30 protein-coding genes are annotated in these 26873 nt (G+C 55.4%); 12 read left to right on the top strand and 18 right to left on the bottom strand.

Features of this window, described 5'->3' with window-relative positions; genetic code table 11:
* Positions 1-97 precede the first annotated feature (97 nt).
* Positions 98-1633, bottom strand: coding sequence for a cryptochrome/photolyase family protein (locus ABY734_RS13765; RefSeq protein ID WP_372779873.1), 1536 nt, complete (start codon positions 1631-1633; stop codon positions 98-100).
* 349 nt (positions 1634-1982) lie between these two features.
* Here ABY734_RS13765 and ABY734_RS13760 point away from each other — a divergent pair, with 349 nt between their 5' ends.
* On the top strand, positions 1983-2717 hold the full coding sequence (locus tag ABY734_RS13760) for a hypothetical protein (RefSeq protein WP_372779872.1): 735 nt from the start codon (positions 1983-1985) through the stop codon (positions 2715-2717).
* Between the two features lie 18 nt (positions 2718-2735).
* Here the strand turns inward: ABY734_RS13760 and ABY734_RS13755 are convergent, their stop codons facing one another.
* The 3 genes from ABY734_RS13755 to ABY734_RS13745 all read right to left on the bottom strand — a co-directional run bounded on the left by ABY734_RS13755 (position 2736) and on the right by ABY734_RS13745 (position 5612).
* Positions 2736-3884 carry a hypothetical protein gene (locus ABY734_RS13755; protein ID WP_372779871.1) on the bottom strand — a complete coding sequence of 383 codons (1149 nt, stop codon included), beginning with the start codon at positions 3882-3884 and terminating at the stop codon, positions 2736-2738.
* Between the two features lie 36 nt (positions 3885-3920).
* The gene (locus ABY734_RS13750) at positions 3921-5144 is read right to left on the bottom strand and encodes an NADH:flavin oxidoreductase/NADH oxidase family protein (RefSeq protein WP_372779870.1); all 1224 of its coding nucleotides are present in this window, start codon (positions 5142-5144) and stop codon (positions 3921-3923) included.
* Between the two features lie 66 nt (positions 5145-5210).
* Positions 5211-5612, bottom strand: coding sequence for a hypothetical protein (locus ABY734_RS13745; RefSeq protein ID WP_372779869.1), 402 nt, complete (start codon positions 5610-5612; stop codon positions 5211-5213).
* A 218-nt stretch (positions 5613-5830) separates the two neighbouring features.
* On the opposite strand from ABY734_RS13745, the gene ABY734_RS13740 reads away from it, so the two are divergent.
* The 4 genes from ABY734_RS13740 to ABY734_RS13725 all read left to right on the top strand — a co-directional run bounded on the left by ABY734_RS13740 (position 5831) and on the right by ABY734_RS13725 (position 9494).
* Positions 5831-6163, top strand: coding sequence for a hypothetical protein (locus ABY734_RS13740; RefSeq protein ID WP_372779868.1), 333 nt, complete (start codon positions 5831-5833; stop codon positions 6161-6163).
* 58 nt (positions 6164-6221) lie between these two features.
* Entirely contained in the window at positions 6222-6938 is a 717-nt protein-coding gene (locus tag ABY734_RS13735; RefSeq protein WP_372779867.1) for an SDR family NAD(P)-dependent oxidoreductase, read from the top strand.
* A gap of 428 nt (positions 6939-7366) precedes the next feature.
* Positions 7367-8533 (top strand): GGDEF domain-containing protein, encoded by a 1167-nt coding sequence (locus ABY734_RS13730; protein WP_372779866.1) that lies wholly within the window; start codon positions 7367-7369, stop codon positions 8531-8533.
* A 304-nt stretch (positions 8534-8837) separates the two neighbouring features.
* A complete protein-coding gene (locus tag ABY734_RS13725) occupies positions 8838-9494 on the top strand; it encodes an alpha/beta hydrolase (protein WP_372779865.1) in 657 nt (218 codons plus the stop codon).
* A gap of 34 nt (positions 9495-9528) precedes the next feature.
* On the opposite strand, the gene ABY734_RS13720 is transcribed toward ABY734_RS13725, so the two are convergent.
* Positions 9529-10722 (bottom strand): cytochrome P450, encoded by a 1194-nt coding sequence (locus ABY734_RS13720; protein ID WP_372779864.1) that lies wholly within the window; start codon positions 10720-10722, stop codon positions 9529-9531.
* A gap of 261 nt (positions 10723-10983) precedes the next feature.
* Here ABY734_RS13720 and ABY734_RS13715 point away from each other — a divergent pair, with 261 nt between their 5' ends.
* The 3 genes from ABY734_RS13715 to ABY734_RS13705 all read left to right on the top strand — a co-directional run bounded on the left by ABY734_RS13715 (position 10984) and on the right by ABY734_RS13705 (position 14054).
* Positions 10984-12264, top strand: coding sequence for a YncE family protein (locus ABY734_RS13715; protein WP_372779863.1), 1281 nt, complete (start codon positions 10984-10986; stop codon positions 12262-12264).
* A gap of 119 nt (positions 12265-12383) precedes the next feature.
* Positions 12384-12932: an N-acetyltransferase family protein gene (locus ABY734_RS13710; RefSeq protein WP_372779862.1), complete on the top strand. Its 549-nt coding sequence runs from the start codon at positions 12384-12386 to the stop codon at positions 12930-12932.
* 21 nt (positions 12933-12953) lie between these two features.
* Positions 12954-14054: a histone deacetylase gene (locus ABY734_RS13705; protein ID WP_372779861.1), complete on the top strand. Its 1101-nt coding sequence runs from the start codon at positions 12954-12956 to the stop codon at positions 14052-14054.
* A 48-nt stretch (positions 14055-14102) separates the two neighbouring features.
* Here ABY734_RS13705 and ABY734_RS13700 read toward each other — a convergent pair whose 3' ends face one another.
* From ABY734_RS13700 to ABY734_RS13690, 3 genes are all read right to left on the bottom strand, one after another.
* Positions 14103-14465: a DUF3127 domain-containing protein gene (locus ABY734_RS13700; RefSeq protein ID WP_372779860.1), complete on the bottom strand. Its 363-nt coding sequence runs from the start codon at positions 14463-14465 to the stop codon at positions 14103-14105.
* Positions 14466-14527: 62 nt separating this feature from the next.
* Positions 14528-14887 (bottom strand): type II toxin-antitoxin system HicB family antitoxin, encoded by a 360-nt coding sequence (locus tag ABY734_RS13695; protein ID WP_372779859.1) that lies wholly within the window; start codon positions 14885-14887, stop codon positions 14528-14530.
* The gene (locus ABY734_RS13690) at positions 14887-15135 is read right to left on the bottom strand and encodes a type II toxin-antitoxin system HicA family toxin (RefSeq protein ID WP_372779858.1); all 249 of its coding nucleotides are present in this window, start codon (positions 15133-15135) and stop codon (positions 14887-14889) included. The genes ABY734_RS13695 and ABY734_RS13690 overlap by 1 nt, the downstream gene beginning before the upstream one ends.
* 170 nt (positions 15136-15305) lie before the next feature.
* On the opposite strand from ABY734_RS13690, the gene djlA reads away from it, so the two are divergent.
* The gene (gene djlA / locus ABY734_RS13685; protein ID WP_372779857.1) at positions 15306-16076 is read left to right on the top strand and encodes a co-chaperone DjlA; all 771 of its coding nucleotides are present in this window, start codon (positions 15306-15308) and stop codon (positions 16074-16076) included.
* A gap of 100 nt (positions 16077-16176) precedes the next feature.
* Positions 16177-16737: a lipocalin family protein gene (locus tag ABY734_RS13680; RefSeq protein ID WP_372779856.1), complete on the top strand. Its 561-nt coding sequence runs from the start codon at positions 16177-16179 to the stop codon at positions 16735-16737.
* 45 nt (positions 16738-16782) lie between these two features.
* Here the strand turns inward: ABY734_RS13680 and ABY734_RS13675 are convergent, their stop codons facing one another.
* The 9 genes from ABY734_RS13675 to ABY734_RS13635 all read right to left on the bottom strand — a co-directional run bounded on the left by ABY734_RS13675 (position 16783) and on the right by ABY734_RS13635 (position 22928).
* Positions 16783-17637, bottom strand: coding sequence for a PA4780 family RIO1-like protein kinase (locus tag ABY734_RS13675; protein WP_372779855.1), 855 nt, complete (start codon positions 17635-17637; stop codon positions 16783-16785).
* A gap of 14 nt (positions 17638-17651) precedes the next feature.
* Positions 17652-17894: a DUF5062 family protein gene (locus ABY734_RS13670; RefSeq protein WP_372779854.1), complete on the bottom strand. Its 243-nt coding sequence runs from the start codon at positions 17892-17894 to the stop codon at positions 17652-17654.
* A 125-nt stretch (positions 17895-18019) separates the two neighbouring features.
* Entirely contained in the window at positions 18020-18733 is a 714-nt protein-coding gene (gene arsH / locus ABY734_RS13665; RefSeq protein ID WP_372779853.1) for an arsenical resistance protein ArsH, read from the bottom strand.
* A 3-nt stretch (positions 18734-18736) separates the two neighbouring features.
* A complete protein-coding gene (locus ABY734_RS13660) occupies positions 18737-19207 on the bottom strand; it encodes an arsenate reductase ArsC (protein ID WP_372779852.1) in 471 nt (156 codons plus the stop codon).
* A 20-nt stretch (positions 19208-19227) separates the two neighbouring features.
* On the bottom strand, positions 19228-19557 hold the full coding sequence (locus ABY734_RS13655; protein WP_372779851.1) for a metalloregulator ArsR/SmtB family transcription factor: 330 nt from the start codon (positions 19555-19557) through the stop codon (positions 19228-19230).
* Positions 19558-19627: 70 nt separating this feature from the next.
* A complete protein-coding gene (locus ABY734_RS13650; protein ID WP_372779850.1) occupies positions 19628-20038 on the bottom strand; it encodes a GFA family protein in 411 nt (136 codons plus the stop codon).
* Between the two features lie 14 nt (positions 20039-20052).
* Complete coding sequence (locus tag ABY734_RS13645) at positions 20053-20901, bottom strand: SDR family NAD(P)-dependent oxidoreductase (RefSeq protein ID WP_372779849.1); 849 nt, start codon at positions 20899-20901, stop codon at positions 20053-20055.
* Positions 20902-20912: 11 nt separating this feature from the next.
* Positions 20913-22370 carry a flavin-containing monooxygenase gene (locus ABY734_RS13640; protein WP_372779848.1) on the bottom strand — a complete coding sequence of 486 codons (1458 nt, stop codon included), beginning with the start codon at positions 22368-22370 and terminating at the stop codon, positions 20913-20915.
* A 186-nt stretch (positions 22371-22556) separates the two neighbouring features.
* Positions 22557-22928 (bottom strand): hypothetical protein, encoded by a 372-nt coding sequence (locus ABY734_RS13635; protein WP_372779847.1) that lies wholly within the window; start codon positions 22926-22928, stop codon positions 22557-22559.
* A 188-nt stretch (positions 22929-23116) separates the two neighbouring features.
* Between ABY734_RS13635 and ABY734_RS13630 the strand changes: the two genes are divergently transcribed.
* Positions 23117-25690, top strand: a complete 2574-nt coding sequence (locus ABY734_RS13630) for a TonB-dependent receptor (RefSeq protein WP_372779846.1) — start codon at positions 23117-23119, stop codon at positions 25688-25690.
* Between the two features lie 58 nt (positions 25691-25748).
* Positions 25749-26273: a beta-lactamase hydrolase domain-containing protein gene (locus tag ABY734_RS13625; RefSeq protein ID WP_372779845.1), complete on the top strand. Its 525-nt coding sequence runs from the start codon at positions 25749-25751 to the stop codon at positions 26271-26273.
* A 37-nt stretch (positions 26274-26310) separates the two neighbouring features.
* On the opposite strand, the gene ABY734_RS13620 is transcribed toward ABY734_RS13625, so the two are convergent.
* Positions 26311-26805 carry a hypothetical protein gene (locus tag ABY734_RS13620; RefSeq protein ID WP_372779844.1) on the bottom strand — a complete coding sequence of 165 codons (495 nt, stop codon included), beginning with the start codon at positions 26803-26805 and terminating at the stop codon, positions 26311-26313.
* Positions 26806-26873 lie beyond the last annotated feature (68 nt).

The following is a 26873-nucleotide window of genomic DNA, read 5'->3' as shown; positions in this document are numbered from 1 at the left end:
CTGAGGTTATAAAGGTAGTTTTGATTAAGGCGCAAAAGTCTCTTCGTAATTAATGGGGGTCTGATATCAGCGGCAAGCTCGATGTTTACCGCGCCTGTTACAGGGAATCGACCGTTTCACGCAGCACCGCAGCACGCTGCCTGATATCCGACTTTTCCTGCGGTTTGATGCGCGCCAGATTGCGACACTGCAAAGCCATACGCGGGTGTTTGCTGAAGGTCTTTTCATGGCGCATGAGAAAATCCCAGTATAGAACAGTGAACGGGCAGGCTTCTTCACCCGTGCGCTTGTCCGGTTTGTAGCGACACTGGTCACAGTAATTGCTCATGCGCTGTATGTATTTACCGGAGGCGATGTAAGGTTTGGAAGCCATCAAACCACCGTCGGCATATTGCGACATTCCCAAGGTATTCGGCATCTCAACCCACTCGACGGCATCGACATAGATACCCAGGTACCACGCGTGGATGGCTTGCGGCTCGACGCCGAGCAATTGCGCAAAGAGGCCGGTCACCATCAGTCGCTGAATATGGTGGGCATAACCCAATTCCAGCGTCTGTGTAATGCTCTGCGCCAGACACTGCATATGAGTTTCGCCGGTCCAATAGAAACCGGGCAAAGGCTCATTGGCATTGAGAGCATTACCCTGACTAAATCGATCAAAGTAAGTAAAGTACAGCCCCCTCACAAACTCCCGCCAACCCAGAACCTGGCGGATAAAGCCTTCGGCGGCGTTAATGGCGACAGTGCCATTTCGCCAGGCCTGTTCAACGGCATCAATGACTTCCCGCGGGTTGAGTAACTTAAGGTTGAGCGCCGCAGAAATTCGGGAGTGATAAAGCCAGGGCTCTGCCGTCCACATGGCATCCTGATAGTCGCCAAAAGCAATCAATCGATTGCCGATAAAGTCCCGAAGTGCCTGCCGGGCTTCGTCGCTCGTCACGGGCCAGTCAAAGTGCGTCGTCTGCCCCGGATTCTCAGCAAGATATCGATTCACATCATCGATAGCCGATTGCGTAATCGCATCTGGCGGGAAGCGTATCGGACTGGCCAGCATACCGGGGCCCTCGCGACCAAAACTGCCGCGATTGTCACTGTCAAAGTTCCAGCTTCCTCCGGCCGGACCGTCGCCATCCATGAGAATGCCGAAGTCCTTGCGCATCTCCCGATAGAAGTATTCCATGCGCAGCGATTTTCTGTTCCTGGCCCAATGCGCAAAGTGTTCGGGCGAAGACAGAAAATGGCTGTCGCTTAAAATGTCCAGCGGTATGTCAGCATCACGAGCTGCGGCTTGCAGCTCAGCCTGCATTCTCAGATCACCCGGTTGGACCACTGCAATTCGGGAAGGAGCGAGGGTTTGCAATGTGGCCGCCAAGGCCTCTTTCAAAGATGGCCAGGCGTGGTCATTGAGGTGAAGGTATTCCAGCCGGTAAGGCTCTGAGCGCAGTTCTTGTGAAAAGTGGCGCATAGCCGACAGGAAATAAGTCGACCGCGCTTTGTGCGAGGGTACATGCTGGCTTTCGCCCACCACCTCCGCCATCCAGAAACAATCGCCCTCGGTCGCTTCCTCAAAAAGTGGACTGTCCCGATTGAGTTGATCACCCAGAATGATTCGCAGTGTGTCTGTTCGCATGGCCTTGTCTACGTAATTCAAAGGCATTTGTATCAGTCAGCATAACCCAAGGAGCCAGGCGCCGCTTTTTCTTGAAACTTCCTCTCATCGCTAAGCCCGACGCCATCCTGATAAAGTCAGCGCTGATGGTGGCTACCCGATCGCCCTTCCGCGTCGAGCTCGTCTCTAAACGCTTATTATCGATCAATCTGAGTAGTCTAGATTTTAGCCCCTAATATTCTAATGAAGGGGGATTGAGCTACGTATCAAATCAGATTAGTTTCTGACAAGGGTATATAAGCAGAATCTTGTCATTCACTCACCGCCCCACTTTACAAACGTTCCCTGACCGGGGGAGGCATCTGGCCTAATGAACACAACGATTCCTCAATCAGGGGTGGCCGACTTCGAGTCAGCAGAGCGCTTATTTTTCCTGCGGATGGCGTACGCCATTGCGGCAACCGTCGTGATCGGTTTCGGCGGGTTTGCTGCCTTGGGCATTTCATCTTTCAGTTCGCCCTGGTGGGTGCATCTTCATGCTGTCAGTTTTATGGCCTGGATCGCCCTGTACATCACTCAAAATACGCTGGCCTATCGAGGTGAATTGCAGCACCACCGACGTCTCGGCCGAGTTGGAGCATTGCTCGCGGGCTGGATGGTTATAATGGGGTTAGTCCTCACTCCGTTCACCGTCTCTGTCGGGCGAGTCCCTCCCGTATTCACACCGGCTTACTTTCTGGCGCTCGACTGGGTCAATATTGTTTGCTTTGCGGCACTGGTGTTTACCGCCCTGCATCTGCGGCGAGAAACCGACTGGCACCGACGGCTGATGTTCTGCGCCACTGTCTGCGTTATTGCACCGGCCGTCGGCCGCCTGCAAATCATCGCTATGAATCAAATGAGTTCCTGGGTGGTTGTGGGAAGCCTGCTTTCCTTTGTCGCTGTCGGCATGCTCGCCGACCTTAGGCGTCATCACCGGATACATCCTGCCTACGGCTGGGGTGCGGCGGCAATTTTTATTATGGCGCCCCTCATTGACGGCTTGCCCGCTACGACGCTATTTCAGAATCTCGCGCTGCAATTAGCCGGCGCTCCCCAACCCTGAGAGAGCGCCCTTTGCAACTTAATAGACCAGGGCCACAAGCCGCATTTCAAGTGACTGCCGGATAAAAGAGCGGGCGACTGCGCGAGCGCGGTCCGACCACCCGCTTCCCGTGAGCGTTGAAGCCTCTGCGGCCTCATTAATGAGCTCGCCAGCGGAAGATAAAAGCTGTCGCAGGCGATCGGGCGCTGCGGGCGGTACATCGGGTAGCGACGCCGTATGCTCTAAGGTTAAAAGTGACTCCCCTCGATCAACACAGTCAATAATCTCGCTCAGTTTTCGAAAATAGATCTCCGCGACATCTTCACCCGGCAGCGTCGCCGCGCCGTGGGGGGCACCCAGGGTATCAAACACATAGGCGCGCTCGTGATTCATCGAGGTGTCGCAGTACCACTGTTGTTTTTGATCGTGCAGAAACAGCCAGAGATCATTAAGTGCTTGATCTTCTTCCCGCTCCAGAAAACCTTCTGTAGGTAGCGCATAACAGATCTGGTGTTGCGCGCTATTGATGCTGCGACGATCCGCCAGCGTCAGCGGCTGGGTATGCTGCTGCAGTGGTACCCACAGGTTCAAAAGAAAGAAAGGTGAAACGCGATTGCGGCGCCCTAGGGTTTGATGGCGGAATAGCCAGGGTGCCGTGCGCTTCAGCATCTTCTTTAGCGGCGTTCCGTAGACGTTCTGATCGCCGTGCACCTGATCAGCAGCCTTATGACCATTGCGCTCTGTCATCGCCTGACCGGGCGAAATATCCAAACCATTGGGACCGGAGCGGCGCATGATAAAGCCCTCCGGCGCGACAAATAGCACCTTCAGCCGGCGGCCATTCAGCAGGTGAAAGGTTTTCCCTTGAATCTCTCTGCGAATGCGTTTTGCACTTAACTCATCCAACTCACCGGCGTGATTAACCTCAGTCAGAAGAGACTGCAAATCCTTGCGTCCAGCCAGATCAATCTGATCAAATCCGGCCTTTGCTAGGCCCGGCGCCTGCGCACGGTCAGCGGCCAGATCCACAGCCTGACACCAATGCGTCTCAACGGTATTGCCGGCGCCGCCCCCCGTGTCATAGCGCGTCGGCACTCGCAAGGCGCCGCTACTATCTGTGACCACATCCTGTTGCCGGGCAAACCCCAGACGAACAGACAATGGCGAATTGGTATTATTTTTGTCCATTGTAATATCTCTTAACGCCAATCAATGGCTTTCAGTTCAAGCCGCCATTCTTTTCCGGTAACGCCGCGCCTGCGCGGCAATTTTTACCTGCCCGCTGAGTAGTGCCCATAACTGCGACACTTTCGGATTAGGCTTGCTATTTTTGCTAAGCTTTGTGAGCTGGTACTTCACCGTTGCCATATACGCCAGCGAGGCCAGAGTTTTGTTGTTCCACTTTGCCACTTCCAGCATGGGCGCGCGATCTTTTCCTTTCTGCCAGTCGATCGGCAGTTTCGGATCAATGGCCAGTGCCGTAGCAATACCCACCATGTCGACACCGCTGTTAACCACCGTTTCCGCAACTTGCACGCGCCGGATACCGCCGGTAACCATGATCGGCATACTGGCCGTCGCCTGAATATCTTTGGCAAATTCAAGAAAGTAGGCTTCGCGCGCAAGGGTTCGCTCGTCGCGAGTGCGACCGTGCATAGCCGGGGCTTCGTAACTGCCTCCTGACAACTCCACCAGATCCACCGACAGGTGGTTGAGCATCGCAACGACCTCGCGGGCATCCTCGGGGCTGAAGCCGCCGCGCTGAAAATCTGCCGAGTTGAGCTTCACTGAGACCGCAAATTCCGGGGAGACCGCACGTCTTACTCCCTTTACAACTTCTATTAAAACCCTCGCCCGATTTTCCAGCGAGCCACCCCATTGGTCCTGCCTGTGATTAGTCAGCGGCGATAAAAACTGGCTCAGCAGATAACCATGAGCAGCGTGTATTTGGACACCGCTAAAGCCGCTCTCTTCTGCGAGTTTCGCGGTGCGAATAAAGCGCTTTATTACGTCCGCAATTTTGCCTTCGGACATTGCCTTGGGCGTATCAAAGCGCTTGGAAAATCCGCCCATATCAAGTGATACCGCTGATGGCGCCCAGGTTTCCTGACCCAGGTTGTTCTGCATCTGGCGCCCAGGGTGATTGATTTGCATCCAGAACTGAGCCCCGCGAGAACGCCCTATCGCAGCCCATCGTTTGAACTTATCAAGCTGGTGGTCGTCTTCAAGCACGACACCACCCGGCCCGGTCATGGCACGCCGATCAACCATCACATTACCGGAGATCAGCAAGCCTGCACCACCATCCGCCCAGGCCTGATAGAGCTGCATCAGTGCTTTCGACGGACCCATGCGCTCGTCGGCCATGTTCTCCTCCATCGCCGCCTTGGCTATGCGGTTTGGAATACTCACACCATTCGGGAGTGTTATGGCTTCAAATAATTTCATAGGTAATACCTTGTGTTGTCTTGACACTACTTTATATGTCAAAGCGGAGACGTAATTTTTATCGCGCTATCGATGGTCCCAAGCCAGCAACGTATCCATGTCGCGCAGGTAGTAAAGCGCAAAGCATGCGGCCAGCATCGGCCAGGCTGCAAAAAACAGCAGGTTGTTGAAAGCATCCAAGTACTGTTGCCACGACGACAGCGTCGATACGCCGTGCAGGAGGAACACCAGCCCATAACTGACCCGCTGAAAGACACCCGCCACGAAGGCAATCACCAGCACCAACTGGAGCACACCCAGTATTGCAAAGGCGCTGAACGAAAACCCCTTCAGTCCGTAAAAGTGTTCGAAGACTTGGGCGCTGTGCTCAGGGTTTACGAGTTTATCGATACTCCACACCACCATAACCACAAATACACCCAATCGCAGACTGAGCAATGCTCTGGCGATTCGTTTTTCTCTCATCATTTTCCTTCTCCCCGTTGCGCCTGCCGCACCGATCAGCAAGCGTCCGTCTCAAGGTGTCTTTCGGCCAACTATGTTACCTAGCCGCAGAGTATTCAGCCACTTAGGACAAATCTATAAGACCATGCCGGTCTCATCCTGTCTTCGGCTGTATTCGGATGATCCATATCCCACCTTAAAGCGTAAATCTTGGCATAGGGCAACCCACAGAGGAAAACGCCATGAGAAAGTTTATCGTTGAAAGTTATGAGCTGGTTATGGATTCCCGTAAAAACCCGCTGCACCATCTCGACCTCGCATCCCAGCACTACATTATGCAGGCACTTGGATGGATGTGGAGTATGGTGTTTTCACTGTCCTTTCTGTCGGTCTTTCATTTTCACTTCGTATGGGGCGCACACATACTCATGTTTGGCGGAATCTGCCTGACGGTAGGTATTTTCCGGCGCGCGGAGCGGCAAAAGCCTGCTCCGATTGCAATCGCGCAACAAAGCGCGGCCGAGGAGTACAGTCACGCTTCTGCCTGTACCTGGAAGTTGGACCGGGAAGCCTGAATTGTTCCGATGCAAAGCCAGCACGCAGCCTTAATTCACTCTGGCCGTGAGAGAAACGATGAGTGACGCGGCACTGATTGTCGGCGCATCCGGAGGTATTGGGACTGCTCTGGCAAATCGGTGGCGCTCCGGCAGGCGCTACGCCCGAGTGTTTACTGCTTCACGACAAAGCAGAAGCGATCCCCATCATTTAACGCTTGATCTGACATGCGAGAGCTCGCTGTCGAAGGCGGCAGAAGCGCTGAAAACCCGGCTCAACGGGGATAGCCTCTCGGCAATTGTCGTGTGCAGCGGGCTACTGCATGGCGAATCCCTTCAGCCGGAGCGTCGACTGGGAGCCCTTGACGCAGACGCCTTTACTACCAGTATAACCGTCAATGCGTTAGGGCCTCTTCTCGTAGCGAAGTATTTCTCGCCGCTGCTGTCAGAAACCGAACCCTCTCACCTGCTTGCTCTTTCAGCGAGAGTCGGCAGCATTAGCGACAATAGACTCGGGGGCTGGTTCAGCTACCGCTGCTCCAAAGCCGCCCTCAATCAGGGTTTTCAAACCCTCGCAGTAGAGCTGCGACGCACCCACCCAAAATGCGTGGTCACCCTGTTTCATCCGGGAACCGTGGACACCGGACTGTCCAAGCCCTTCCAGCGAAATGTACCGGCAACGCAATTATTCAGCCCTGCACGGGCCGCACGACAGCTCGCTGAAGTGATGCATGCAAGACGCGACCCCAGCGAACACATTTTCGTGGACTGGGCAGGCAAACCTGTCGCCTTCTAGCCCTTAGCACGTCACAGGCTGCCGGCCGCTGAACCCGACAATCCGCGCTTACAGGCCCTGCATGCAGCGATACCGTCGATGCACTACTGTCAGCAAATGCGTACATTCACGGATGCCAAAGTGGCTTGTGCTTGTATAGCCTCTAGTGAACACAAAGCAAATTATATGCTTTACCGCAAAGACAGACGCATGGCGCTCGGTTCGCCTGCGTTAACAGTCAGGCCCTGACCCGACCAGAGAGCGAAGAATGCTTTCGACAAGCCCGCTGCCGGGCATGAACTTTTCATGCAAGATGCAATTTCTGCTGGGCGCTCACCCTCTGCCTTTTCACGCATTCAAAAAGCCGCCATCGTTGCTCAGCCATGCCTGTTGACCACGCCCCCCAAGCACGGTTAAGCCCTTACAGCGGCGAATACCGACACCCTCCGATGGAACGCCGCTTCCGACTCTCCATGCAGGCACGGAATGTGCACCAGCTCAGGGTTTCACTGTACTGGACGGCATTCCTGTTTCCGATGATAGGGATATTCGACTATCTCCTGCTCGACCTGACACGTGAATTCTATCTGCTGTCCGCAATACGTATTGTGGTTGCCGCAGCCTTTCTGTCACTGGCTGTCGCCCTGGGCAGAAACCCTAGCTTGATCAACCGGGACTTACCTTTGAACTCGGCCATTGTACTGTTGGCTACAGCCCTGATTCTGGTGACCCTGTTACGACCCGAAACAATTACCGCGCAGATTACTGCAGTCGCGGCAGTAACCGTGGCCATTTATCTGTTCATACCCAATCGCATTCCCTGGGCCTTTGCTACCAGCCTGTATTTGGGTATGGGTTTTCTGGCAGTCGTCTATACAAGCGGCTTACTCGCTCGCGCCGGTATCGTCGGTGTTCTGTTTACGCTGTTTCTGACGAACACGATTGGCTTGATAACCGCGCTGCGTATCAGCCAATTGCAGAGAGAGCAGTTTTCTTCTCTGCTTGCAGAACGAAGATCAAACCGGCGTCTGCAGAAAGAGATCAAAACGCGTCAGGCGCTTGAGGAAAGCCTGCGACGATTGGCGCAGATCGATCATCTCACTGGACTCAACAACCGCCGCTGGTTCTCGGAGCTGCTCAAACAGGAAATCAAACGCCACCACCGGACTGGCGCGCCATTGGGTTTGTGCATGATCGATATCGACCACTTCAAAAAAATTAATGATCGCAAGGGGCACGCTGCAGGGGATAGCATACTGAAAGCCGTTGCCGAACTGTTGCGCAAGGAGCTGCGGGAAACCGATATCATTGGCCGGTTTGGCGGAGAAGAATTCGTTGTCGCGCTGCCAGACTCAAACCCGAATGACACTTACCGAATTGCCGAACATCTGCGTACCAGCGTTGAGAAACTTCGTGTTCCGGGCGAGCTGGCAGAGCTGGTAATCACCATCACCATAGGCATAACCCAGGTGTTGGACACCGATGAGTCGCAGGAAGCGGCTCTGGTCCGGGCGGACAAAGCACTGTATCGAGGAAAAGATCGAGGGCGTAACACCGTAGCCACACTCCCACCAGAAGCTGCCGAGCCCAACCGGCTTGTCGCGGGCAAGGCTTAGAACGAGTTCGCGCGTTTCGCGATCGAATCGAAACCATGAATCCCCACGGCAGCATCAGAGGGCGAGCTCAGACAGCACCTCCTGATTACGACCGTTGTTCTTGGCAACGTGAGGGAAAAGGCATTTTTTCATCTGACGCTGATTAAACCTTTATTAACTTCATTAGAAACTGACCAGCTACCTTCTTGCACAGTGAACATGAGCAATCAATTAAGCCCACTCACCGATCCGGCTTGGCCGATTGATTAGGTCCCCCTCGTTCCGTTAGGCTGCGAGTCTCCCTGACCATTGCGAGACCCACTTCATGTCCCACCTCCCCTGCGTAGAGATCGAACCTAATGAGCCCGCAAGCGCTTCAGTGATCTGGCTGCATGGCCTAGGCGCCGACGGCCACGACTTCGAACCGATTGTTCCGGAGTTGCGCCTGCCGGAATCATTACCTATCCGCTTTATCTTTCCCCATGCCCCTTCGATTCCAGTCACCATCAATGGCGGCATGGTCATGCCCGCCTGGTTTGATATTCGCGGGATGGATCTGGACACCGCGGTAGACGAAGCCGACATCCTGGCCTCGGTAAACGCAACCCGAGCATTGATTGAACGCGAGATAGCACGCGGCATTCCCAGCGAGCGTATCGTGCTGGCCGGATTCTCACAGGGCGGCACTATCGCATTGCATGCGGCACTGAGCCATCCGGACAAGTTGGCGGGGCTGATGGTGCTGTCGAGTTTCTTTGCGGCGCAGAACGCGCTGGAAGCACACCCGGCCAACCGCAACATTCCGATTCATGTATTTCACGGTACCGAGGACCCGATGGCACCGGAAATGCTGGGGCAACAGACGGTTGCCGCTTTGCAAGCGATGGGCTATTCGCCGGCCTACAAGACCTATCCCATGCCGCACGCGGTCTGCCCGGAGGAAATTGCAGACATTTCCCGCTGGTTGCAACAAGTACTCTAAGCCAGCACGGAGAAAATCAGCGTTAATTGCGAGTCTAAAAAGCGACCTGCAAGGCCGCTGGCCCACGCAACATGGTTCCCCGCGGCCGGGCGGCATCAAGGTCCAACAATCGCAGGTCGGGCAGGCGCTGCACTAAAACATCCAGCGCAACCCGGAGCTCCTGACGCGCCAGGTGCATACCGGGGCAGGCGCGAGGACCCGGCCCAAAAGTCATCAACTTTTCAGTTTTACGCTGTATGTCGAATCGGTCTGGATCGGAAAAGACAGCGGGATCGCGATTAGCCGCATCCACGCCAAAGAGCACTACACTGCTCGCCGGAATCGTGGTCCCGAAAAAATTAATATCACGGTCGCACGAAAGCCGGGCGATGATGCCGGCAGGCGGCTCCCAACGCAGCAGTTCTTCAATGGCGCCGTTGCGCAGCTCCGGCTCGGATTTTACCCTTTGCCACGCATTTTCCTGCGTCAGCAATGCGTAGAGCAGATTGCCCAATGCGAGGTAGGTCGTGTCTGCCCCCGTAGGAAAAAGCAGCCGGACGTGAGAAATAATGTCTTCGTCGCTCAAGCGGCTGCCTTCCACTTCTGCCATGACTAGCTCGCTGAGAACGTCCTCCCGGGGCTCGCGCCGGCGCTCTTCAATCAATGGCTTGAGGAATGCACCGATCTCGGCAGCAGCACCGAGCCCTTCCTCCGCATCGTGGATAAAATTCAGCAATGACAGTGCCCAACGTTTGAAGTCTTCCTCCCTCGTCATCGGCAGACCAAGCATGCGACTGATCATGATCAGGGGGAAACTGCGTGTAAGTTGCGTCACCAGATCAGCTTCTCGCTGCGCCGCAAACACATCGATCAATTCGTGCAGAATTCGCCGGTACTCCGCGTCGTCATGCCCGGCCACTGCGCGCGAACGAAAGGCGGGCGTTGCCAATTTGCGATAGATACGATGTTCTCGCGGCGGCATGGCGATGAAGGTTCTTCCCATAACCGGCTCACTGGCAAGCTGATACCAGGCATGTGCCGGAAAGCTTTCGCCATCGCAGAAGGCCGCTTCAACGGCCTGATAAGATGTGAAGTAAAAAGCGGGCTGACCGAGAAATGTAACCGGTACAACGGGCGATTGCTCCCGGTATCTGGCCGTTAACGAGTGAAACGCCGCACCGGGCAGTGCAGCGCTGGCAAAATCTACCTGCGGCTGTTCTTGGTCTACGCTTTCAGCTCTATCATTCATAATGCTCTCTTCGGCTTTATCGGACCGGTTTTGGTTTACCCACTTTCTACAACCTCCCTCGGCCAGGCAAGCACAGAATCACAATATTCCGCTGTGGTTTAAATAATGAGTAACGGCAGCATCTAGGCTTCACCGCCCCGGCTTTGCCACCACGTAGATTGAGCAACTGTCGCCTAGCTGACAATCCTGGATCAGCAAGTTTGCTATGATCACATCTGCTGTCGCCGACTGAGCGCACCCCGAATGACAAAGAGAACGACTATGCGAGCTATCAAGGTATTACTGCTGATTCTGCTGGCCGGCATCGCCGCCATCCTCTATCTCATCACCCGGCCGCTGGAGCCGGTTGCCCCGGCACTGGCGGGCAATCCCAGCGTCAAACTCGCGGATACGGAATTACGCAACGCGGTGGTGGTGGGCAGCAATTGGGACGGCACCGCCGAAGTCTTTGACCCGGAGACCTTTGAGATACTGGCCCGCTTCAACCTGGTACCGGATATTGAAGAGCGTTTTGCCGAGATTAATGACAGTTTCTACCGCCGGGGCGCCGCCCGCTTTATTCGCCATGTGATAGGCGAAGGCAACGACCAGTTGGTGGACGACCTGTTCCCCTCCAAAGATGGTCGTTACTTGTTTGTATCCCGCCCCAGCTTTGCCGATGCGATTGCGCTGGATGTACTGACCGGTGAAATTGCCTGGCGCACCCCGGTTAAAGGCGTGCGCTCTGATCACGCCGCCCTGTCACCAGACGGCAAGATATTCCTGATTTCTGCCTCCACTGGCGGTGTGGTGCACGCCATTGATACTGCGACCGGCGAGATTGTCGACAATTTCTACCCCGGTGATCAGCCCCATGAAAGCAATTACTCCAAGGACGGCCAGCGGATTTATCACGCCTCCATTGGGCGGGTATTTGTGCCGACCACCGCCGACTGGCTGGATTGGCTGAAAGGCGAGCGCCGCTTTGTCATAGCCGACGCCAACACCTATGAAGTGCTCAAGACCGTTGATATGCGGGAAAAACTGGAAGAATACGGTATGGATTGGGTGGACTCTGCCGTGCGCCCCATGGCGGTCATGCCCGATGAAAGCTATGCCTATCTGCAGATTTCCTTCTTTCACGGCTTCTTTGAATACGACCTGAAAGAACACCGCATTACGCGACACCTGGAGCTACCGGTACCGCCGCAGATTCAGGCTCTGCCCCTGCGCAAATACCAGCTTAACTCGGCTCATCACGGCCTGGCCCTGAACCACGAAGGCACCAAGCTGTGCGCTGCGGCCACCATGTCGGGCTATGCCGCCATCGTCGATCGCGAAACCTTTGAATACAAGATTGTCACCTTGTCGGAGGAGCCGCTCGGTTCCAAGCCCTACTGGTCGACCGAGAGTGAGAACGGCAAACATTGCTACGTATCCAGCAGCGAGCAGGATCGGGTAGTCGTTATCGACTTCGAGACCGGCGATCAGGTAGCCAGCGTGCCGGTAGGCAATCATCCGCAACGGATTCGAACCGGCAGTTTACTTATACCGCGCCGTTGACCGACCGGCGACCAGAAATCACTGGCCGCCGCTGTTATTCTGCGCAAGAATGGGCCGTAGCTGGCAAGGTGGGAAGCAGGGCAAGTCGTCCGGCCCCTATCCAGTTCAGGCGGTGTTCCATGGCAGCAGAAAGCTACAAGCGTCAGGATCTGATCATACGCAAGGCCGGCGAAGATGACCTGCCGGCGCTGGTGGATTTTCAGGTCAAACTGGCCCTGCATGTAGCCGGCCCTCCTGCGCAAAAGCTGAAAAAAAAAGAACGCAAACGTTTGCTGGAAATCCTCTCCGCCGCCCTACTCGACAAGGACAAACTGCTGGTAGTGGCCGAGCTTCCCGATGCCGGCCTGGTGGGTATGGCCTACCTCTACATCTGGCGCAGTCAGGGCATATGGGAGCAGGCGGGAGACCACGTCTTTAAGTCCGGCATCATCGATGATATCTGGGTTGAGCCAGACTTTCGTAAACTCGGCATTTTCAGCGCCATGCTCAAGCAGTTGATTGCTTTTGCAGAGCAGCGCGATGTTCCCGAACTGATTCTTGAGTACGCCATAAGCAACAAAGAAGCCGACGCCACCTGGAAGCGACTGGGCTTTGAGGTGACCGGTGTGCGCGCCGCAGCATTTACCAGTCTGGTTAAAGCAAAGTTGAACGCGGGCCGCACAGCATAACCGTTAAAAGGGAGGTTCTCAGTGATAGGCGATCGCAGCGTCACAGTATTCTACGACGAGGTCATGCTGGGCCACGATCCAGACGTGAATCTCCCCTTTCTTCCCAGCCGTGTTGAAAAACGGGTCAGGAATATTCTGAAAGAACTGGATTTCAAATGGAGCTATCCGGAACACCCGGGGCGGTTGACCGCCATCAAAGAACTGCTGGATGCCGAACCCATCCCCGGCCTGACCTTTAAAGCAGGAGCCCACGCCAGCTACGATCAGCTCGGCCGGGTCCATACCACCACCTACCTCGATCATATGTTCTCTCTCGAAGGCAAACCCGCGTGGCTGGACAGTGACACGACCGCAGTATCACCCAACTCCATCAAGGCAGCCACCTCAGCCGCCGGCAATGCCATCGCCGCGGTTGAGTGCGTAGTCAAAGGAGAATCGCAAAGCGCCTTCGCACTGGTGCGCCCGCCGGGCCACCACGCCGACCCGGTGAGGGCGCGCGGCTTCTGCCTGTTTAATAATGTCGCGGTGGCGGCTGCTCATGCCCAGGCAAAACTGGGCTGCGAACGGATTCTGATCATCGACTGGGACGCCCACCACGGCAATGGCACGCAGGATATCTTCTGGGCCGATCCCGATGTCCTGTTCTTTGATATTCACTGTGCGGCGCCCTTTTACCCCGGTACCGGCAGTTTGTATGAAGTGGGAGGCGGACTGGGCGAAGGCTATACCATCAATGTGCCGATTCCCGAGGACACGGGCGACGTTATTTTCGAAAAAGCCTTTCGGGAAATACTGGTTCCCGCAGCGGCCCACTTTCAACCCGACCTGGTGCTGATATCCGCCGGCTTCGACCCTCACCGGAACGATATGGCACTGAACCTCACCTACGATGGTTTTGCGATGCTGACCAGCATCGTGCAGGAGATCGCGGCCGAGCACTGCGACGGCCGACTGGCGCTGGTTCTTGAGGGCGGCTACGACCTGAAATCGCTGTCACGCGGCGTGCACACGGTACTGCAAGTGCTGGCCGGGGCCGAGCCGCCCGAACAGCTGAAGGAACGAGGGCTGCAGGAAGTGGAAGAGGCCGCTGAATTTCACCGCGATGCATTTAATGAAGACTAGCCAATCTGCGCATCAAGATCAGGCTGCTGCGCTGCAAGAACAGCCCAACTAGAAGGGAATGTCGTCATCCATTGAATCAAAAGGCGAGCTGTCAAACTGATCCGCCGGCGGCGCTGATTGATGATAACCGTCATCCACCGCAGCGCTATCACTCTGAATTCTCCAGCCCACCAGATTGTTGAAGTAACGGCCGTTGTACTCTCGCCCGCGAATATCAAAACTTACGGTAACCTGCTGCCCCACACTGAGATTATCCAGCAGACTGATTTTGTCTTTTAGAAACTCCAGGTTGATATCCTGCGGGTAGTTTCCCTCTTCAACCGTAACCACCATTTCACGCTTGGTAAAACCGCTGCTGAAGGTCTGGGTTTCCTGGATGAGTTTGATTTTTCCGCTTAATTCGTAAGACATAGTGTTCTCTTGTAGGTAACTTTACTTGAGCAAACCTCGGGCTTGGGCAAACCCCACCAGATTTACCTGGCTGAGGTACTCGTTCTGCTTTTCGCGAGATAAGCTTCAAGCGCACTGCGAACCAGATCGTTCAGGCTTTTATCCTCTCGACCTGCCGCTTCGACAGCAGCAAGATGCATATCGTGGCCAACACGTACATTGAATGAGCCTTTGCACGGCTTTTCAGGAGCGATACCCTCCTCCATGCAATCTGCAAGATAGCATTCTACCGACTCTTCGAACGCTTTTTTGAGTTCAGGTACTGTCTCACCCTCATAGGTAATCAGTGGCTGGATATAGAGCAGCTTTCCAAAAAGAACGCCATCTTCAGGGCTAGCCTCAATGGAGCCGATATAACCCTTGTATTTCATCACGTTGGTCATCAAATCAGACCTCCAGCCCTAAGCTTTTCCAACACTTCTCTACGCGCATAACGCTTCAACTCGTTCCCGGGATGCGGCTTGTGTAAAATTATTTTTGCAGCCGGCTCACCATTGCAGAACTTTACCCGCGAGCCGCTACCTTCCTGCTTTGTATAACCCAACTGATAAAGCAGCTGCTCCAGCTCCATCCAGGTGAAATCGCCTCGCATATTTTCGAGCCGGGCAATAAGCTTTGCTCGTTTGGACATATCGCATCCCTTCGACAGTCACGCCAGCATAGAAAACCCAACAAATAAATGCAACTGATAATAGTTGCTTTTGGCGGGTGAGAACCCAGCTCGCCCGAGCTCACCCAAAACTTCACCGCAAAATTCAGTACACTACGCCCCAATGCTGCACAGATTAATTAAGGATCTTAATGTTCAAAGTTTTAGGCGCACTGATCGGTTTTGGGATTTTCGGCTTTTTTGGCGCCCTGCTCGGTTTCTTTATCGGCGGGGCCTATGACAGGGTGCGCGCACTCGGTCTCGGTGGCGCCAACCCCCTGACCCGCGGCCATCGCCAACAGGTATTTCTGCAAACGATTTTTACGCTGAAGGGCAAGCTGGCCAAGGCGGACGGCCATATCTCTCAGGCCGAAATCGACCACACCGAAGCCTTTATGACCCAGCTGAAGATGTCCGCTGACCAGCGCCGGCAGGCCATCGGCTGGTTCAAAGAGGGCGCTGCGCCGGGCTATGACGCCAGCGACATTATTCAGGAGTTCCGCCGCACTTGCGGCCACACCGCAAACCTGCCGGAAGTGCTGGTAGTATTTTTGATCGTTATCGCACTGGCCGATGGCGACTTCGACCGCCAGGAACAGGACTTGCTGAGCAATATTGCCCGCCAGCTAGGTTTCAGTGAGGCGCAGTTTCAGCAGATTCTCGACAGAACCCTCAACCAGACCCATTTTGCGCCAGGGCACACCACCCAGAACGATCTCGATGACGCCTACAAGGCACTGGGTGTAGGCAAGGATTGCAGCGATCAGGAGCTTAAGCGCGCCTATCGCAAGCTGATGAGCCAATACCACCCCGACAAACTGATGGGGCAGGGATTGCCCGATCATATGGTCGAAATGGGAAAACAGCAGGCTCAGGAAATACAGGCGGCCTATGAGCTGATCAAAAACCACCGGCAGAAATAAGGCGTTGCGAATTTTCGACATCGCCCTTCAGTCAGGACATCAGTGCTCCACGAGCGCGATTCCAGCGTAACAGTAAGCCCATTCAGGCAAGGCGACGATTATGCGAACACTTCTGGCTACCATCCTGATTACCCTGCTGACTGCCTGCTCCAGCACGCAGGATTACCCGCCGCTGCCGCGCCCCGAACACGTTGACCTTCAACGATTCATGGGCGACTGGTACGTTATCGGTTTTATCCCCCTGGCTCCGGAGAAAGACGCTCACAATGGCATAGAGAGCTATGAGCTTGCCGAGGACGGGCGCATCAATACGACTTATCGCTTCCGCGATGGCAGTTTTGAGGCCCCACTGAAAACCTTCACCCCCACCGCGTGGGTGGTGGAAGGAAGCAACAATAGCCAGTGGAAAATGCAGTTTATCTGGCCCTTTAAAGCTGACTACCGCATCGCCTATCTGGCCCCGGACTATTCCGTAACCATCATTGCCCGCCAATCCAGAGACTATGTTTGGCTGCTTGCCCGCACACCGGAGCTGGCGGAGGACGTTCGTCAGGATATGGAACAGCGTATAGCGGCCATGGGGTATTCAATGGAGCGGTTTATCTATCAGCCACAGCGCTGGCCAGAGGACGAAAAGCGGCCGCCGCTCAGTTCCAACTGACCGGCTTGCTTGCACACGCACCGCGATACGACCGAACACTTTGGGTCAGTCGTCGTCAGCGTCACTGATACGCTGCAGACGCTCCTGCTCTTCTTCAAAGGCCGCCGAGATCTCGTGCAACACCGAGCCGACATCTGCCTCTTCCAGCGTTTGCTCAAACTGCCCGGTCAAAACACTGTCAGGGTTCAATTCGCCGGCCTCGTACAGAGCCCAGATCTCATTGGCGTAATCGGTGGATAGCAGCTCCGGCGCAAACTGGCCGTAGTAACGGGTCATGTTGTTTACATCGCGTAAAAACATCGACTTTGCGTGATTGTTCGCAGCAGCATCCACCGCCTGCGGCAGATCGATAATAACCGGGCCGGCGCCATCCATCAGCACATTGAACTCCGACAGGTCGCCGTGGACCAGACCGGCACACAGCATTCTCACGGCATAGCGCATCATCAAACCGTGGCCTTCCCGCGCTATTTCCGGCGCCAGTTCAATATCATTCAGGCGCGGTGCAACATCGCCGTCTTCGGCGGTTACCAGCTCCATCAACAGCACGCCGTCAATACAGCCGTAGGGCTGGGGCACCCGCACATCCGCCGCTGCCAGTTTGTACAGGGCATCGACTTCGGCATTGTGCCAACTCGCTTCCTGCTGCTGGCGGCCGAACCGGGAGCCTTTTTCCATGGCGCGGGAGCGGCGACTGTTGCGGCCCTTGCGCCCTTCCCGGTACTCAACCGCCTGCTTGAAACTGCGCTGGGCAACATCTTTGTAGACTTTCGCGCAGCGCAGCTCGGCACCGCAGCGCACCACATAGACCGTCGCCTCTTTACCGCTGAGCAGTTGGCGCTGTACTTCGTCTACCAGGCCGTCTTCCAGCAGTGGCAATAATCGTTTGGGGATTTTCATGCTGGCCTAATACTCTACTTCTTTTCCAGCGAGGCGGCCCACAGGGCCAGGCGATGGCGGATGGCCTGCTGCGACACTTGGCTTTCCGGCAGCGGCTGGAGCAGTTTATCGCGTACAAGGAGCCGGTAAACGTACTCCATCTTTTCATTGGCGGAATCGGTCGCTTCAAACTGCACCGCGCCGCGCTTCTCTGCATAGCGCGTGCCGACGGTTATGGCCTTGCGCACCAGTTCCTTTTCATTTTCCAGCTTTTTCATTGTTGCGCTCCTTTGCGCGCTGCTTACGCACACTATAACGCAGCAAGCGCCTCGACCGCCCGCATTTGGGTAAATACTTTGGGGGATCGCCAGGCGCTAAGGGGATCGGCTTCCCGTGTAAGCGCTTACAGTGACCGCTGATTGACGCGCTGGCTGACCTGTTCGGCACTTTCCACGCGCTCCGAATAGCGGTCAACAAAATAATCCTTGTTATCGCGCAACAGCAGCGTGAACTTCATCAGCTCTTCCATCACATCAACAATACGGCTGTAGTAAGGGGAAGGCTTCATACGGTTATTGTCATCAAACTCGAGAAAAGCTTTCGCCACCGATGACTGGTTAGGAATGGTCACCATACGCATCCAGCGCCCCAATACCCGCAACTGATTGACGGCATTGAATGATTGGGAGCCGCCGGATACCTGCATCACCGCCAGGGTTTTCCCCTGCGTCGGACGAACCCCACCGAGATTCAGGGGAACCCAGTCGATCTGGCTTTTGAAAATACCGGTCATGGCGCCGTGCCGTTCCGGCGAACACCAGACCTGCCCCTCCGACCACATCATCAGTTCACGCAGTTCCTGCACCTTGGGGTGGTCATCTTCGCCGGAATCGGGCTGCGGCAGGCCGGCCGGGTTAAAAATGCGCGCCTCGGCGCCAAAACGGGTCAGCAAGCGAGCGCATTCTTCAACGACGAGGCGACTGAAGGAGCGCTCACGCAGCGAGCCGTAGAGCAGCAATATGCGCGGTTTATGGTCTGAATAAACTTGAGCAAAGTGTTTAACCGCAGGCGTCTGAACCTGCGCGGGATCGATATTGGGTAGGGTGATGTCGGTCATGATTCAGTGTGCTCCCAGCGCGGCCAGCGCCGCGCGCAGCGATTCGGGTGAAGGTCGGCCCTTGGCCAGTTCAATCAGCTGATCCACACGGCGCTCAATCTCGTCAATACAGGCCATAAAAGCCTGTTCGAGCTCGGCTTCACTGCCTTCAATTTTTGATGGGTCTGACAGGCCCCAGTGCACCTTTACGCTCTTTCCAAAATAGAGAGGGCAGGCTTCGCCCGCGGCTGAATCGCAAACGGTCACCACGAGGTCCGGCGCGAAATCTTCGAAGGCATCCCAGGATTGGCTCTGCAAGCCTTCGGTACGGTAACCGCGCTGCGCAAGGTAGCGCAGTGACAAGGGGTGCACTTCGCCCGCCGGCTGACTGCCCGCGCTGCGCGCATCCAGAAGGCCGTCCGCGCGCTGATGGGTGATTGCCTCAGACAGAATGCTGCGGCAGCGGTTATGAGTGCAGATATAAAGTATTTTCACAGGGTCTTCCGTTTTTGGCTTTAACAACAGCGCGCCGAGAGCAGGCCTTTAATACGGGAAAGCGCACTTTGGAAGTAGTCCGGGTTGTGCTCAGCGGCACTGGCGAGCACCTCCCGCGCCCAAGCCGGTAACTCGGGGTGCAGCCGGTAGTAAACCCACTTGCCCCGGCGCTCATCCTGAACAATGCCGCATTTACGCAGCTCCGCCAGATGGCGGGATATCTTGGGCTGATCCAGCGTCAAGGCGTCCATCAGGTCGCACACACAGGCCTCTCCCACCGCCTCAATGAGCAACAGGGATTTCAGGCGAGTGTCGTCTGACAGGCATTTAAAAAAGGTAAGCGGCGACATATATTCACTTTTCCATATATGTGGATATTCGCATATGAATTGGCGCACCACAAGCCTTGCCTGCTCCACCTCAACCTTCGGGCTGCGTTTCCAGCTGTGCTAGCCCATCGTCCAGCCGCGTCCAGGGCGCTTTGCGACTGACCCAGAAATGCGCCTCGGGGACAAAGGCTGTCGGTTCGTCCAGCGTGCCCGGGGTGAACACAAGGGTTCCGGGATAGGCGTCTACCCGCTCGCCAATCGGCGTGCCACAAACACCGCAAAATAAATGCTGCTTTCGATTACCCGAGTCACCCTCGCTTTCATACACGGAAACATCGCCGGTCATTGACGTCTGCTCCTCAATGACCACAAAACCCGCGCCCACTGCACCGTAGAGTTTGCGGCAGTCAGCGCAGTGGCAATAGTGCGGCGCGATCAACTCGGACGTGGTTTCATAGCGAAACTGACCGCAATGGCAGCCGCCGGTAATCTTTTTTCCCATTGCGTGTTTCTCCTCTAGATGGCCGGTGGTGCGAACGTCGGATTGCGACGCAGGCGAATATCGTCCAAACGAGTATTTGCGGTCGCATTCCAGGGATTGTCCTCAGGCGGCAGAATATAAAACACGTCATCCTTGATTGCCTGAAGAACCCGTTCAGCGAGCACGCGCGGGTGTTGCGAGCTAGCGGTCGCGCTGGTAATGGCATCCATCGACATTCTGTGCATCTCGTTATCGTTTTCTGCCGCCAGCTCGGCCGGGCGATTACGCCCCGACTGTGCAATGCCGGTATTGAACAGTTCCGGACACAAACAGGACACATGGATCTGCGGCGCCATCATCGCCAATTCATGAAACAGACATTCACTGACAGCCAAGGCTGCGTGTTTGGTCATATGATAAATACCGGCAAAGGGCAGTGTGCACATTGAGGCCATAGAGGAAGTATTGACGATATGACACTCGTCACCCTGGGCAATCATCTGCGGCACGAAGTGGCGGATACCGTGAACAATACCCCACTGATTTACCCGCATCAGCCATTCAAAATCGTCTTCTGTCTGCTCCCAGAGCAAACCGCCCGTATAAACCCCTGCGTTGTTGCACAAAACCTGCACACCGCCAAAACGCTCGACGGCGGTCTTGCACAGCGACTCTACCGACGCGCTTAGCCCAACATCGGTAACAACACCTATTGCCTCCACGCCCAGCGCTGCGACTTCTCTAACAGCCGAATCCAGCCGCTGCTGTTCGATGTCTGCCAGTACAACATTCATCCCCTGCTCTGCGAAAATCTTCGCCAGTTCCAGACCGATACCATTGGCCGCGCCCGTGACGACGGCGGTTTTACCATTAAAATCCTGCATATTTATTATCCTCAAGCCAACTCGTAATCTGACAACGTGCTTTGCTTCTGCAGTTGCTGGTATTCCTTGAAATTACCGGGGAACAGAAAAGGTGCGTGCCCGGAGGCGTCGCGGTAGTAACTGTTGCAGGTACTGGCACCCCAGGAAAAACGTGCAAAGCGCTCTGCCATCCACTGGTTATACTGTTCAAAGGCCTCGCGTTTTACGTTCAGGGTCTTTTTACCGCTGCGCTGCAACTCAGCCAATAGGCGAACAATCGTTTCCACATTCTGCTCAACGGTCAAAAAATATGAAACGTTCAGAACCAATCCATTCGGGCCAACCGCGAAGAAGTAATTGGGAAAGTCCGGCACCGCAATACCTTTGTGCGAGCGCGGATCCTGAGCCATCACATCGCCCATCACCTTGCCATCGACGCCCACCACTTCAATGCGATCAAAGTCCTGTATCCGATAGCCGGTACAGTAAACAATGACGTCGGCGTCTATCGCTTTGTCACTCGCCGTCATAATACCCTTAGCGGTCACTTCCTTAAGACCTTCAGCGACCAGGTCGACATTGTCGCGATTGAGTGCCGGGTAAAAATCATCCGACACCAGGCCGCGCTTGCAGCCGTAGGGCGTATCCGGAACCAGCACTTCCTGCAGGGCGGGATCATCAACCGCTTTGCGGATGAAGTTTTTAACCATGTTCTCAAACTGTTCCTGCCGTTTGTGCCCAATGGTAACGGCATACTCCACCTGCCCCATCAACAGCCCCTGCCATTTGCGAATCAGCGTTAACAGGAAGGGAAAGCGCTTGAACAGTTTGCGCTGCAAGGCGGAATAAGGCTTGTTGCGGCGGGGCATTATCCAGTTGGCCGATCGCTGCAGTACCGTCAGGTGCCCGGCCACCTTGGCGACATTTGGCACGATCTGTACCGCGCTGGCGGCAGAGCCCACCACCACGACACGCTTGCCGGTCAGGTCAACATCATGATTCCAGCGGGTGCCGTGCCAGCTATCGCCTTTAAATACGTCGAGACCCGGCACATTGGGGTAGAGCGGGGTATGCTGATTGCCCATTGCATTGATAACCGCATCAAAGGTATCGCTTTCGCCACTCGCTGTGGTTAGAACCCATCGCCCGTCGGGCTGATAGTGGGCACTGTTGATGCGGGTATTGAGTTTGATGTGCGGGTCAAGACCAAAGTCGCTGGCACAGCGAGCCAGATAGGCTTGAATCTCGGCATGGCCGACAAAGCTTTCCGACCAGTCCGGGTTGGGGGCATAGGAGAAGGTATAGGAATGAGCCCAGACGTCGCAGGCCAGCCCCGGGTAATTGTGCAGGCGCCAGGTGCCTCCCGGCGCGTCCAGCGCGTCAAAGATAGTGAAGTTGGAAAAGCCCTTATCCAACAGTTCTTTACCCGCGGCAATACCTGCGGGCCCGGCACCGATAATCGCGATGCGTAATGTGTGTTCAGACGGCATGCAGCAAACCCTGGTTAAAAGACAATAGTGGCGGCAGGCTTTAAGCGAATACGGGAATGGCACCACCTCTACGCAAGCCCAGCAAAAAAGGTAACACGTGTGTAAGAATTTTATAGAGGAAGCGGGAAACCAACAACAAAGTCCGCGTTACAGCTTGTTAATGGCGGGGTTTTCTCCGGGATGGAGTCAATACACGTCTTTGGGATCAAAGCTGCAGTCGGGGGTATTGTGTCGACGCAGCTCGCGAATCTGTCTTATCTCTCTTTGGGCGATGAGGCGCCACTGGGGCGGCATCTCGTCATTCAGAATCTGGTAGCCGCTGCGGATCAAGGCCTGGGCAATAGCTGCTCGCGCTGCCACCGCGAGCTCACGCACCTGATAGGGCCCCTGAGTTTTTGTGCGCAGACCGGACCGTGCCGCCTCTTCCCCCGATAGGGCCACCAGACTATAGCTGGTGTCATCGTTTTGCAGAATATGCATCTCCACACGAAACAGCCGGCTGTCGCGCAAGGACAGCACACTACCGTTAGTATGTGGCGTTACATGCTCTGAATGCATACGTCCCCCGCACCGAATAATCGGGCCTCTACCACCCCAAGCATAACACCCCGGAAGCGTCGCTAACCGTCTGCCTGCGCGGACAGGCCATGTGCATAGGTTACGCAATTGTCACCCACGCAATGTCGTGCCACTCTACGATAGCGACATAACCATAAGAAAGCATCGCTGAAAGAGGTTCTCTCACTGTGACTAAACGCTTGCAATTTCTGACATTGGCCATGGCATTTGCCGTCCCTGCAGCCAACACCCTAGCTGCGTCCGGCGTATTGGAGGAAGTGCTTGTTACCGCACGAAAACGCAGCGAAAGCATGCAGAATATTCCTATCGCGGTCAGCGCCATCAGCGGCGAAGATCTCCGTGAGCGCGGAATAGCCAATACCGCAGAGCTAACGAAAACCGTACCAAGCCTGGAAATTCGCAAAGGGCAGGCCAATCAAATATATATCCGTGGCATTGGTGAGCGCACGGGCTTCGCTCGGGTGGACCCCACCGTAGGCGTCTATCTCGACGACCTTTTTCTACCTCGCTCAGACGGCCAGCTTCTCGATACGGTAGATATTGCCAGCATCCAGGTGCTGCGCGGCCCTCAGGGAACTCTGTTTGGAAAGAACACGACCGGCGGCGCCATGGTCGTGAGCCTGCGAAAACCCGATGACAGTGACGAGGCCTATTTGGAGTTAGGCGCCGGCAGCTACAATCTGCATCGCCTCAAAGCCGGCATCAATATTCCCATCACTGATACCTTTTTCACTCGCACCGCCATTCACGTGACCAAAGACGACGGCTATTTTGAGAATATCGGTCAGGGCGGGCGTGGAAACCCCAACAACGACCGCCAGTCGTTTCTGTTTCAAACCCGCTGGGAGCCCTCGGACACTTTCAGCCTCGACACTCAAACCTTTGTCGGAAAAGTGCGGGAGAACCTGGCGGGTATAAACTGTCGCATTCCCACCAAGGACTCGCTGTATTACGAAGGCCTTTGGGTAGCACACCCCGGCGACACCGACCCATCACAGCTGACAGCCTTCGAAGAAAACTGTAACGCCAACTCCCGCGCACGACTGGGTGACCTGAAAGCCGACCAGGGCCCCAACCCTCGCCTGGAGAAGGACCTGGATACCTATTTGCTCGGCACCACCGCCACGTGGGAGCTAAGCGAGCTGCTACAGTTAAAGGCCGTGGTTGGACTGCGCAGCGAAAAAGAAGGACCAATCCAGGCCAGCGACCCCGACGGTGGTCCGGCCCTTTGGAGCAGCTATATCAATACCGAGGACAGCGACCGCCGTTCTTACAGTATCGAGTTTCAGTTCAACGGCTCTAACGCTTCGCAGTCGTTGCGCTATACCGTAGGCCTGTTTGCGATGCGTGAAACCAATACCGAAAACTTTACCGTGTCGAATGTCTTCCGCGGCCTCGACTCCACGACACTGGGCGACCTGGCAACGGGTACACCCCCCAGCCGCCCCCCGCCGACCGGCACGATACCGCTGGTTGGATTTATTGGTTCGCCTCTGGTGATATCGGACTTCGATCTCGAGAACACCACCACCGCGCTCTTTGCCCAGACCTCTTACGACCTTACAGAGCAGCTGGAAATCACCCTCGGCTATCGCTTTACCAATGAAAAACGCCACTCCCAGCTGAGCACTCTGCAAGCCGACATGGACGAAATAGGCAATCGCCTTCTGGCCAGCAATGTCTTTGGCGCCCCACAAAGTGCCGGCGCCTTTGGTGCCGGTGCCAGCGGCTTCTATCCCTATCTCGGCCCCTTGCGTTGGCTGGATGACCCGGTAAGCATTGCAGCTTCACTGTTCCCGGATGCCGACGGTGACGCATTGCATGACTACCCCATAGACCCCGACAGCGGACGCACGGACGAGCGCGAAGAGTCATTTCGTCAAAGTACGCCGATGCTGTCGCTGTCCTATCGCTTGTCGGAGGACTGGCTCCAAGACACACCTCTCAGCAGTGCTCTACTCTACGCGACCTGGAGCCGTGGCTTTAAGTCAGGTTTTTTTGAACCCCGTGGCGTGGATGGCCTACAACGGGTTGAGCCTGAGGTGGTAACCAATCACGAGGTAGGCTTTAAGATTGACGCTTTTGAACGCAGCTTGCGGCTTAACGGCGCGATTTACATGATGGATTATGAAGACCAGCAGCTTATCGCTGTCGGTGCAGACTCCGAGCAAAATGTCGTGGTGGTTTTCGGTAATGCAGGACAATCGCGGATTCAAGGGCTGGAACTTGAGGCCCTCTGGTTACCCAGCCCGGCCCTGCAAATCAATGCCAGCTTCAGCGTAAATGATTATGAGTATCTGGAGTTTACCGAGCTGGATCTGGCCTCCGCACTGATCGGCCAGGAGGTTTTTGTGGACAGAACCCACGAAACATTTCCGGTATCGCCAGAACGCTCGGCAGCCCTGGGCATTCAGTACCAATGGTCGCCAGATTGGGGGCTGATAACAGCCCGCGCGGATGCCAGCTATAAAAGCGATATTTTCTACGGTTTCGACCCCGGCTCTCACGACGCCTTTGAGCGATCCACCGAACTGGCCGGGCAGCCCGCTTATACCCTTTACGATGCCAGAGTCACCTGGCTAAACCCCGCAGGTGACACATCAGTATCGCTGTGGGCGAAAAACCTGACCGATAAACGCTACCGTATCGGTGTGGTTGCCGTCGCCGACTCCTCCGGCACCTTTAATGAGAGCTGGGGCGAACCGCGCATGGTAGGCTTGGATATACGGCATAATTTCTAGTGGAACGAACCGCCGACATTCATCGCAGCAATATACGTTAATCCGGGGAGAGCGCACTATGATCAAAAAATTCTCGACATTGATCGCTATTGCCATTCTGTGTCTGAGCACAACAGCCTGCGGAAACGGCGGCACGGTCAATAGCGAAGCGGCGCTGGCCAGTGGCACTAAAAATATCGCCAATCCGGCAGAAAACATCTTTAGCAGTGGCCAGCCCAGCCGCGATGAGTTTGCCGCCCTGGCAGAACTCGGCGTAAAACATATTGTTAATCTTAGGCCCCAGCCGGAGCAGGACTGGGATGAAGCCGCCTATGTCTCATCGCTTGGCATGCAATACCACAGCATTCCTGTGGCGGACGCCGGTGATATTACGCCGGCCAACGCGCAAAAGCTGAAGCAGACACTGCAATCGATAGGGGCAGACCCCGCGCTGGTCCACTGTGCCAGCGGCAATCGGGTCGGCGCACTGATCGCACTTCAGCATGGGCTGGAAAGCGGCAATGTCGATGCCGCCATAGCTGAGGGCAAACGCTGGGGGCTGACCCGGCTGGAACCGGTAGTAAGAGACGCGCTAACTAAATAGTTGATTCAAAGCTGTAATATCTAGAAGTGTCCTGACTTTACGCCGGCCTACTCGCTTCATGCCTGGGCTTACCCAATTGTTCAGCCACCTGCTCATCAATGTAGCGCCGGAACTCAGAGCGCTCTGAAAAGCCATGGGCGTTTCGCTGCCACCAGCCCTGGATATGCGGCATCGATAGCATTCTGTCCATCACCGGCGCATAGCGCTCCAGAAAACTGCTATCGACTCGCGCCAATTCAAAGACGTTAGAAAAGTGCGCAAACATCGAGAACATAATCATGCCAAAGCGGGTTCGCTCGGTTTCACTCAACGACTCAGGCGTGCTGAGCGCTTTATACCACAGGTCAAACACCTCCTCGTCAGACCAGATACTTTCCATAAAACTGGAAAAGTCACCGCCCAGCTGTTGCTGCGCTCCGGCCACAAAGGAACGGCGGGCATCCTTAACCTGATAGGCCAGGTAGATTAACGAGAGAATAACGGCAGTTGCGCCAAGAATATCGGCAAAGGCACTGATCTGGCTCCAGCTCATGGTATTACCTTTTATCGTTTGTTATTGGCTACGGCATTTTCCAATACCGCCATGCTGCGTGGTTTTGC

Source organism: Litorivivens sp., from assembly GCF_041624475.1.
GTDB lineage: Bacteria > Pseudomonadota > Gammaproteobacteria > Pseudomonadales > Spongiibacteraceae > Litorivivens.
The sequence above is the reverse complement of the archived record's forward strand: the minus strand, read 5'-3'. Positions and strand labels throughout refer to the sequence as shown.

Excerpts from the sequence above, each read along its gene's own strand:
- ABY734_RS13765 (WP_372779873.1), bottom strand. The coding sequence starts at position 1,633 with ATGCGAACAGACACACTGCGAATCATTCTGGGTGATCAACTCAATCGG.
- ABY734_RS13760 (WP_372779872.1), top strand. The coding sequence starts at position 1,983 with ATGAACACAACGATTCCTCAATCAGGGGTGGCCGACTTCGAGTCAGCA.
- ABY734_RS13755 (WP_372779871.1), bottom strand. The coding sequence starts at position 3,884 with ATGGACAAAAATAATACCAATTCGCCATTGTCTGTTCGTCTGGGGTTT.
- ABY734_RS13750 (WP_372779870.1), bottom strand. The coding sequence starts at position 5,144 with ATGAAATTATTTGAAGCCATAACACTCCCGAATGGTGTGAGTATTCCA.
- ABY734_RS13745 (WP_372779869.1), bottom strand. The coding sequence starts at position 5,612 with ATGATGAGAGAAAAACGAATCGCCAGAGCATTGCTCAGTCTGCGATTG.
- ABY734_RS13740 (WP_372779868.1), top strand. The coding sequence starts at position 5,831 with ATGAGAAAGTTTATCGTTGAAAGTTATGAGCTGGTTATGGATTCCCGT.
- ABY734_RS13735 (WP_372779867.1), top strand. The coding sequence starts at position 6,222 with ATGAGTGACGCGGCACTGATTGTCGGCGCATCCGGAGGTATTGGGACT.
- ABY734_RS13730 (WP_372779866.1), top strand. The coding sequence starts at position 7,367 with ATGGAACGCCGCTTCCGACTCTCCATGCAGGCACGGAATGTGCACCAG.
- ABY734_RS13725 (WP_372779865.1), top strand. The coding sequence starts at position 8,838 with ATGTCCCACCTCCCCTGCGTAGAGATCGAACCTAATGAGCCCGCAAGC.
- ABY734_RS13720 (WP_372779864.1), bottom strand. The coding sequence starts at position 10,722 with ATGAATGATAGAGCTGAAAGCGTAGACCAAGAACAGCCGCAGGTAGAT.
- ABY734_RS13715 (WP_372779863.1), top strand. The coding sequence starts at position 10,984 with ATGCGAGCTATCAAGGTATTACTGCTGATTCTGCTGGCCGGCATCGCC.
- ABY734_RS13710 (WP_372779862.1), top strand. The coding sequence starts at position 12,384 with ATGGCAGCAGAAAGCTACAAGCGTCAGGATCTGATCATACGCAAGGCC.
- ABY734_RS13700 (WP_372779860.1), bottom strand. The coding sequence starts at position 14,465 with ATGTCTTACGAATTAAGCGGAAAAATCAAACTCATCCAGGAAACCCAG.
- ABY734_RS13695 (WP_372779859.1), bottom strand. The coding sequence starts at position 14,887 with ATGACCAACGTGATGAAATACAAGGGTTATATCGGCTCCATTGAGGCT.
- ABY734_RS13690 (WP_372779858.1), bottom strand. The coding sequence starts at position 15,135 with ATGTCCAAACGAGCAAAGCTTATTGCCCGGCTCGAAAATATGCGAGGC.
- djlA (WP_372779857.1), top strand. The coding sequence starts at position 15,306 with ATGTTCAAAGTTTTAGGCGCACTGATCGGTTTTGGGATTTTCGGCTTT.
- ABY734_RS13680 (WP_372779856.1), top strand. The coding sequence starts at position 16,177 with ATGCGAACACTTCTGGCTACCATCCTGATTACCCTGCTGACTGCCTGC.
- ABY734_RS13675 (WP_372779855.1), bottom strand. The coding sequence starts at position 17,637 with ATGAAAATCCCCAAACGATTATTGCCACTGCTGGAAGACGGCCTGGTA.
- ABY734_RS13670 (WP_372779854.1), bottom strand. The coding sequence starts at position 17,894 with ATGAAAAAGCTGGAAAATGAAAAGGAACTGGTGCGCAAGGCCATAACC.
- arsH (WP_372779853.1), bottom strand. The coding sequence starts at position 18,733 with ATGACCGACATCACCCTACCCAATATCGATCCCGCGCAGGTTCAGACG.
- ABY734_RS13655 (WP_372779851.1), bottom strand. The coding sequence starts at position 19,557 with ATGTCGCCGCTTACCTTTTTTAAATGCCTGTCAGACGACACTCGCCTG.
- ABY734_RS13650 (WP_372779850.1), bottom strand. The coding sequence starts at position 20,038 with ATGGGAAAAAAGATTACCGGCGGCTGCCATTGCGGTCAGTTTCGCTAT.
- ABY734_RS13645 (WP_372779849.1), bottom strand. The coding sequence starts at position 20,901 with ATGCAGGATTTTAATGGTAAAACCGCCGTCGTCACGGGCGCGGCCAAT.
- ABY734_RS13640 (WP_372779848.1), bottom strand. The coding sequence starts at position 22,370 with ATGCCGTCTGAACACACATTACGCATCGCGATTATCGGTGCCGGGCCC.
- ABY734_RS13635 (WP_372779847.1), bottom strand. The coding sequence starts at position 22,928 with ATGCATTCAGAGCATGTAACGCCACATACTAACGGTAGTGTGCTGTCC.
- ABY734_RS13625 (WP_372779845.1), top strand. The coding sequence starts at position 25,749 with ATGATCAAAAAATTCTCGACATTGATCGCTATTGCCATTCTGTGTCTG.
- ABY734_RS13620 (WP_372779844.1), bottom strand. The coding sequence starts at position 26,805 with ATGAGCTGGAGCCAGATCAGTGCCTTTGCCGATATTCTTGGCGCAACT.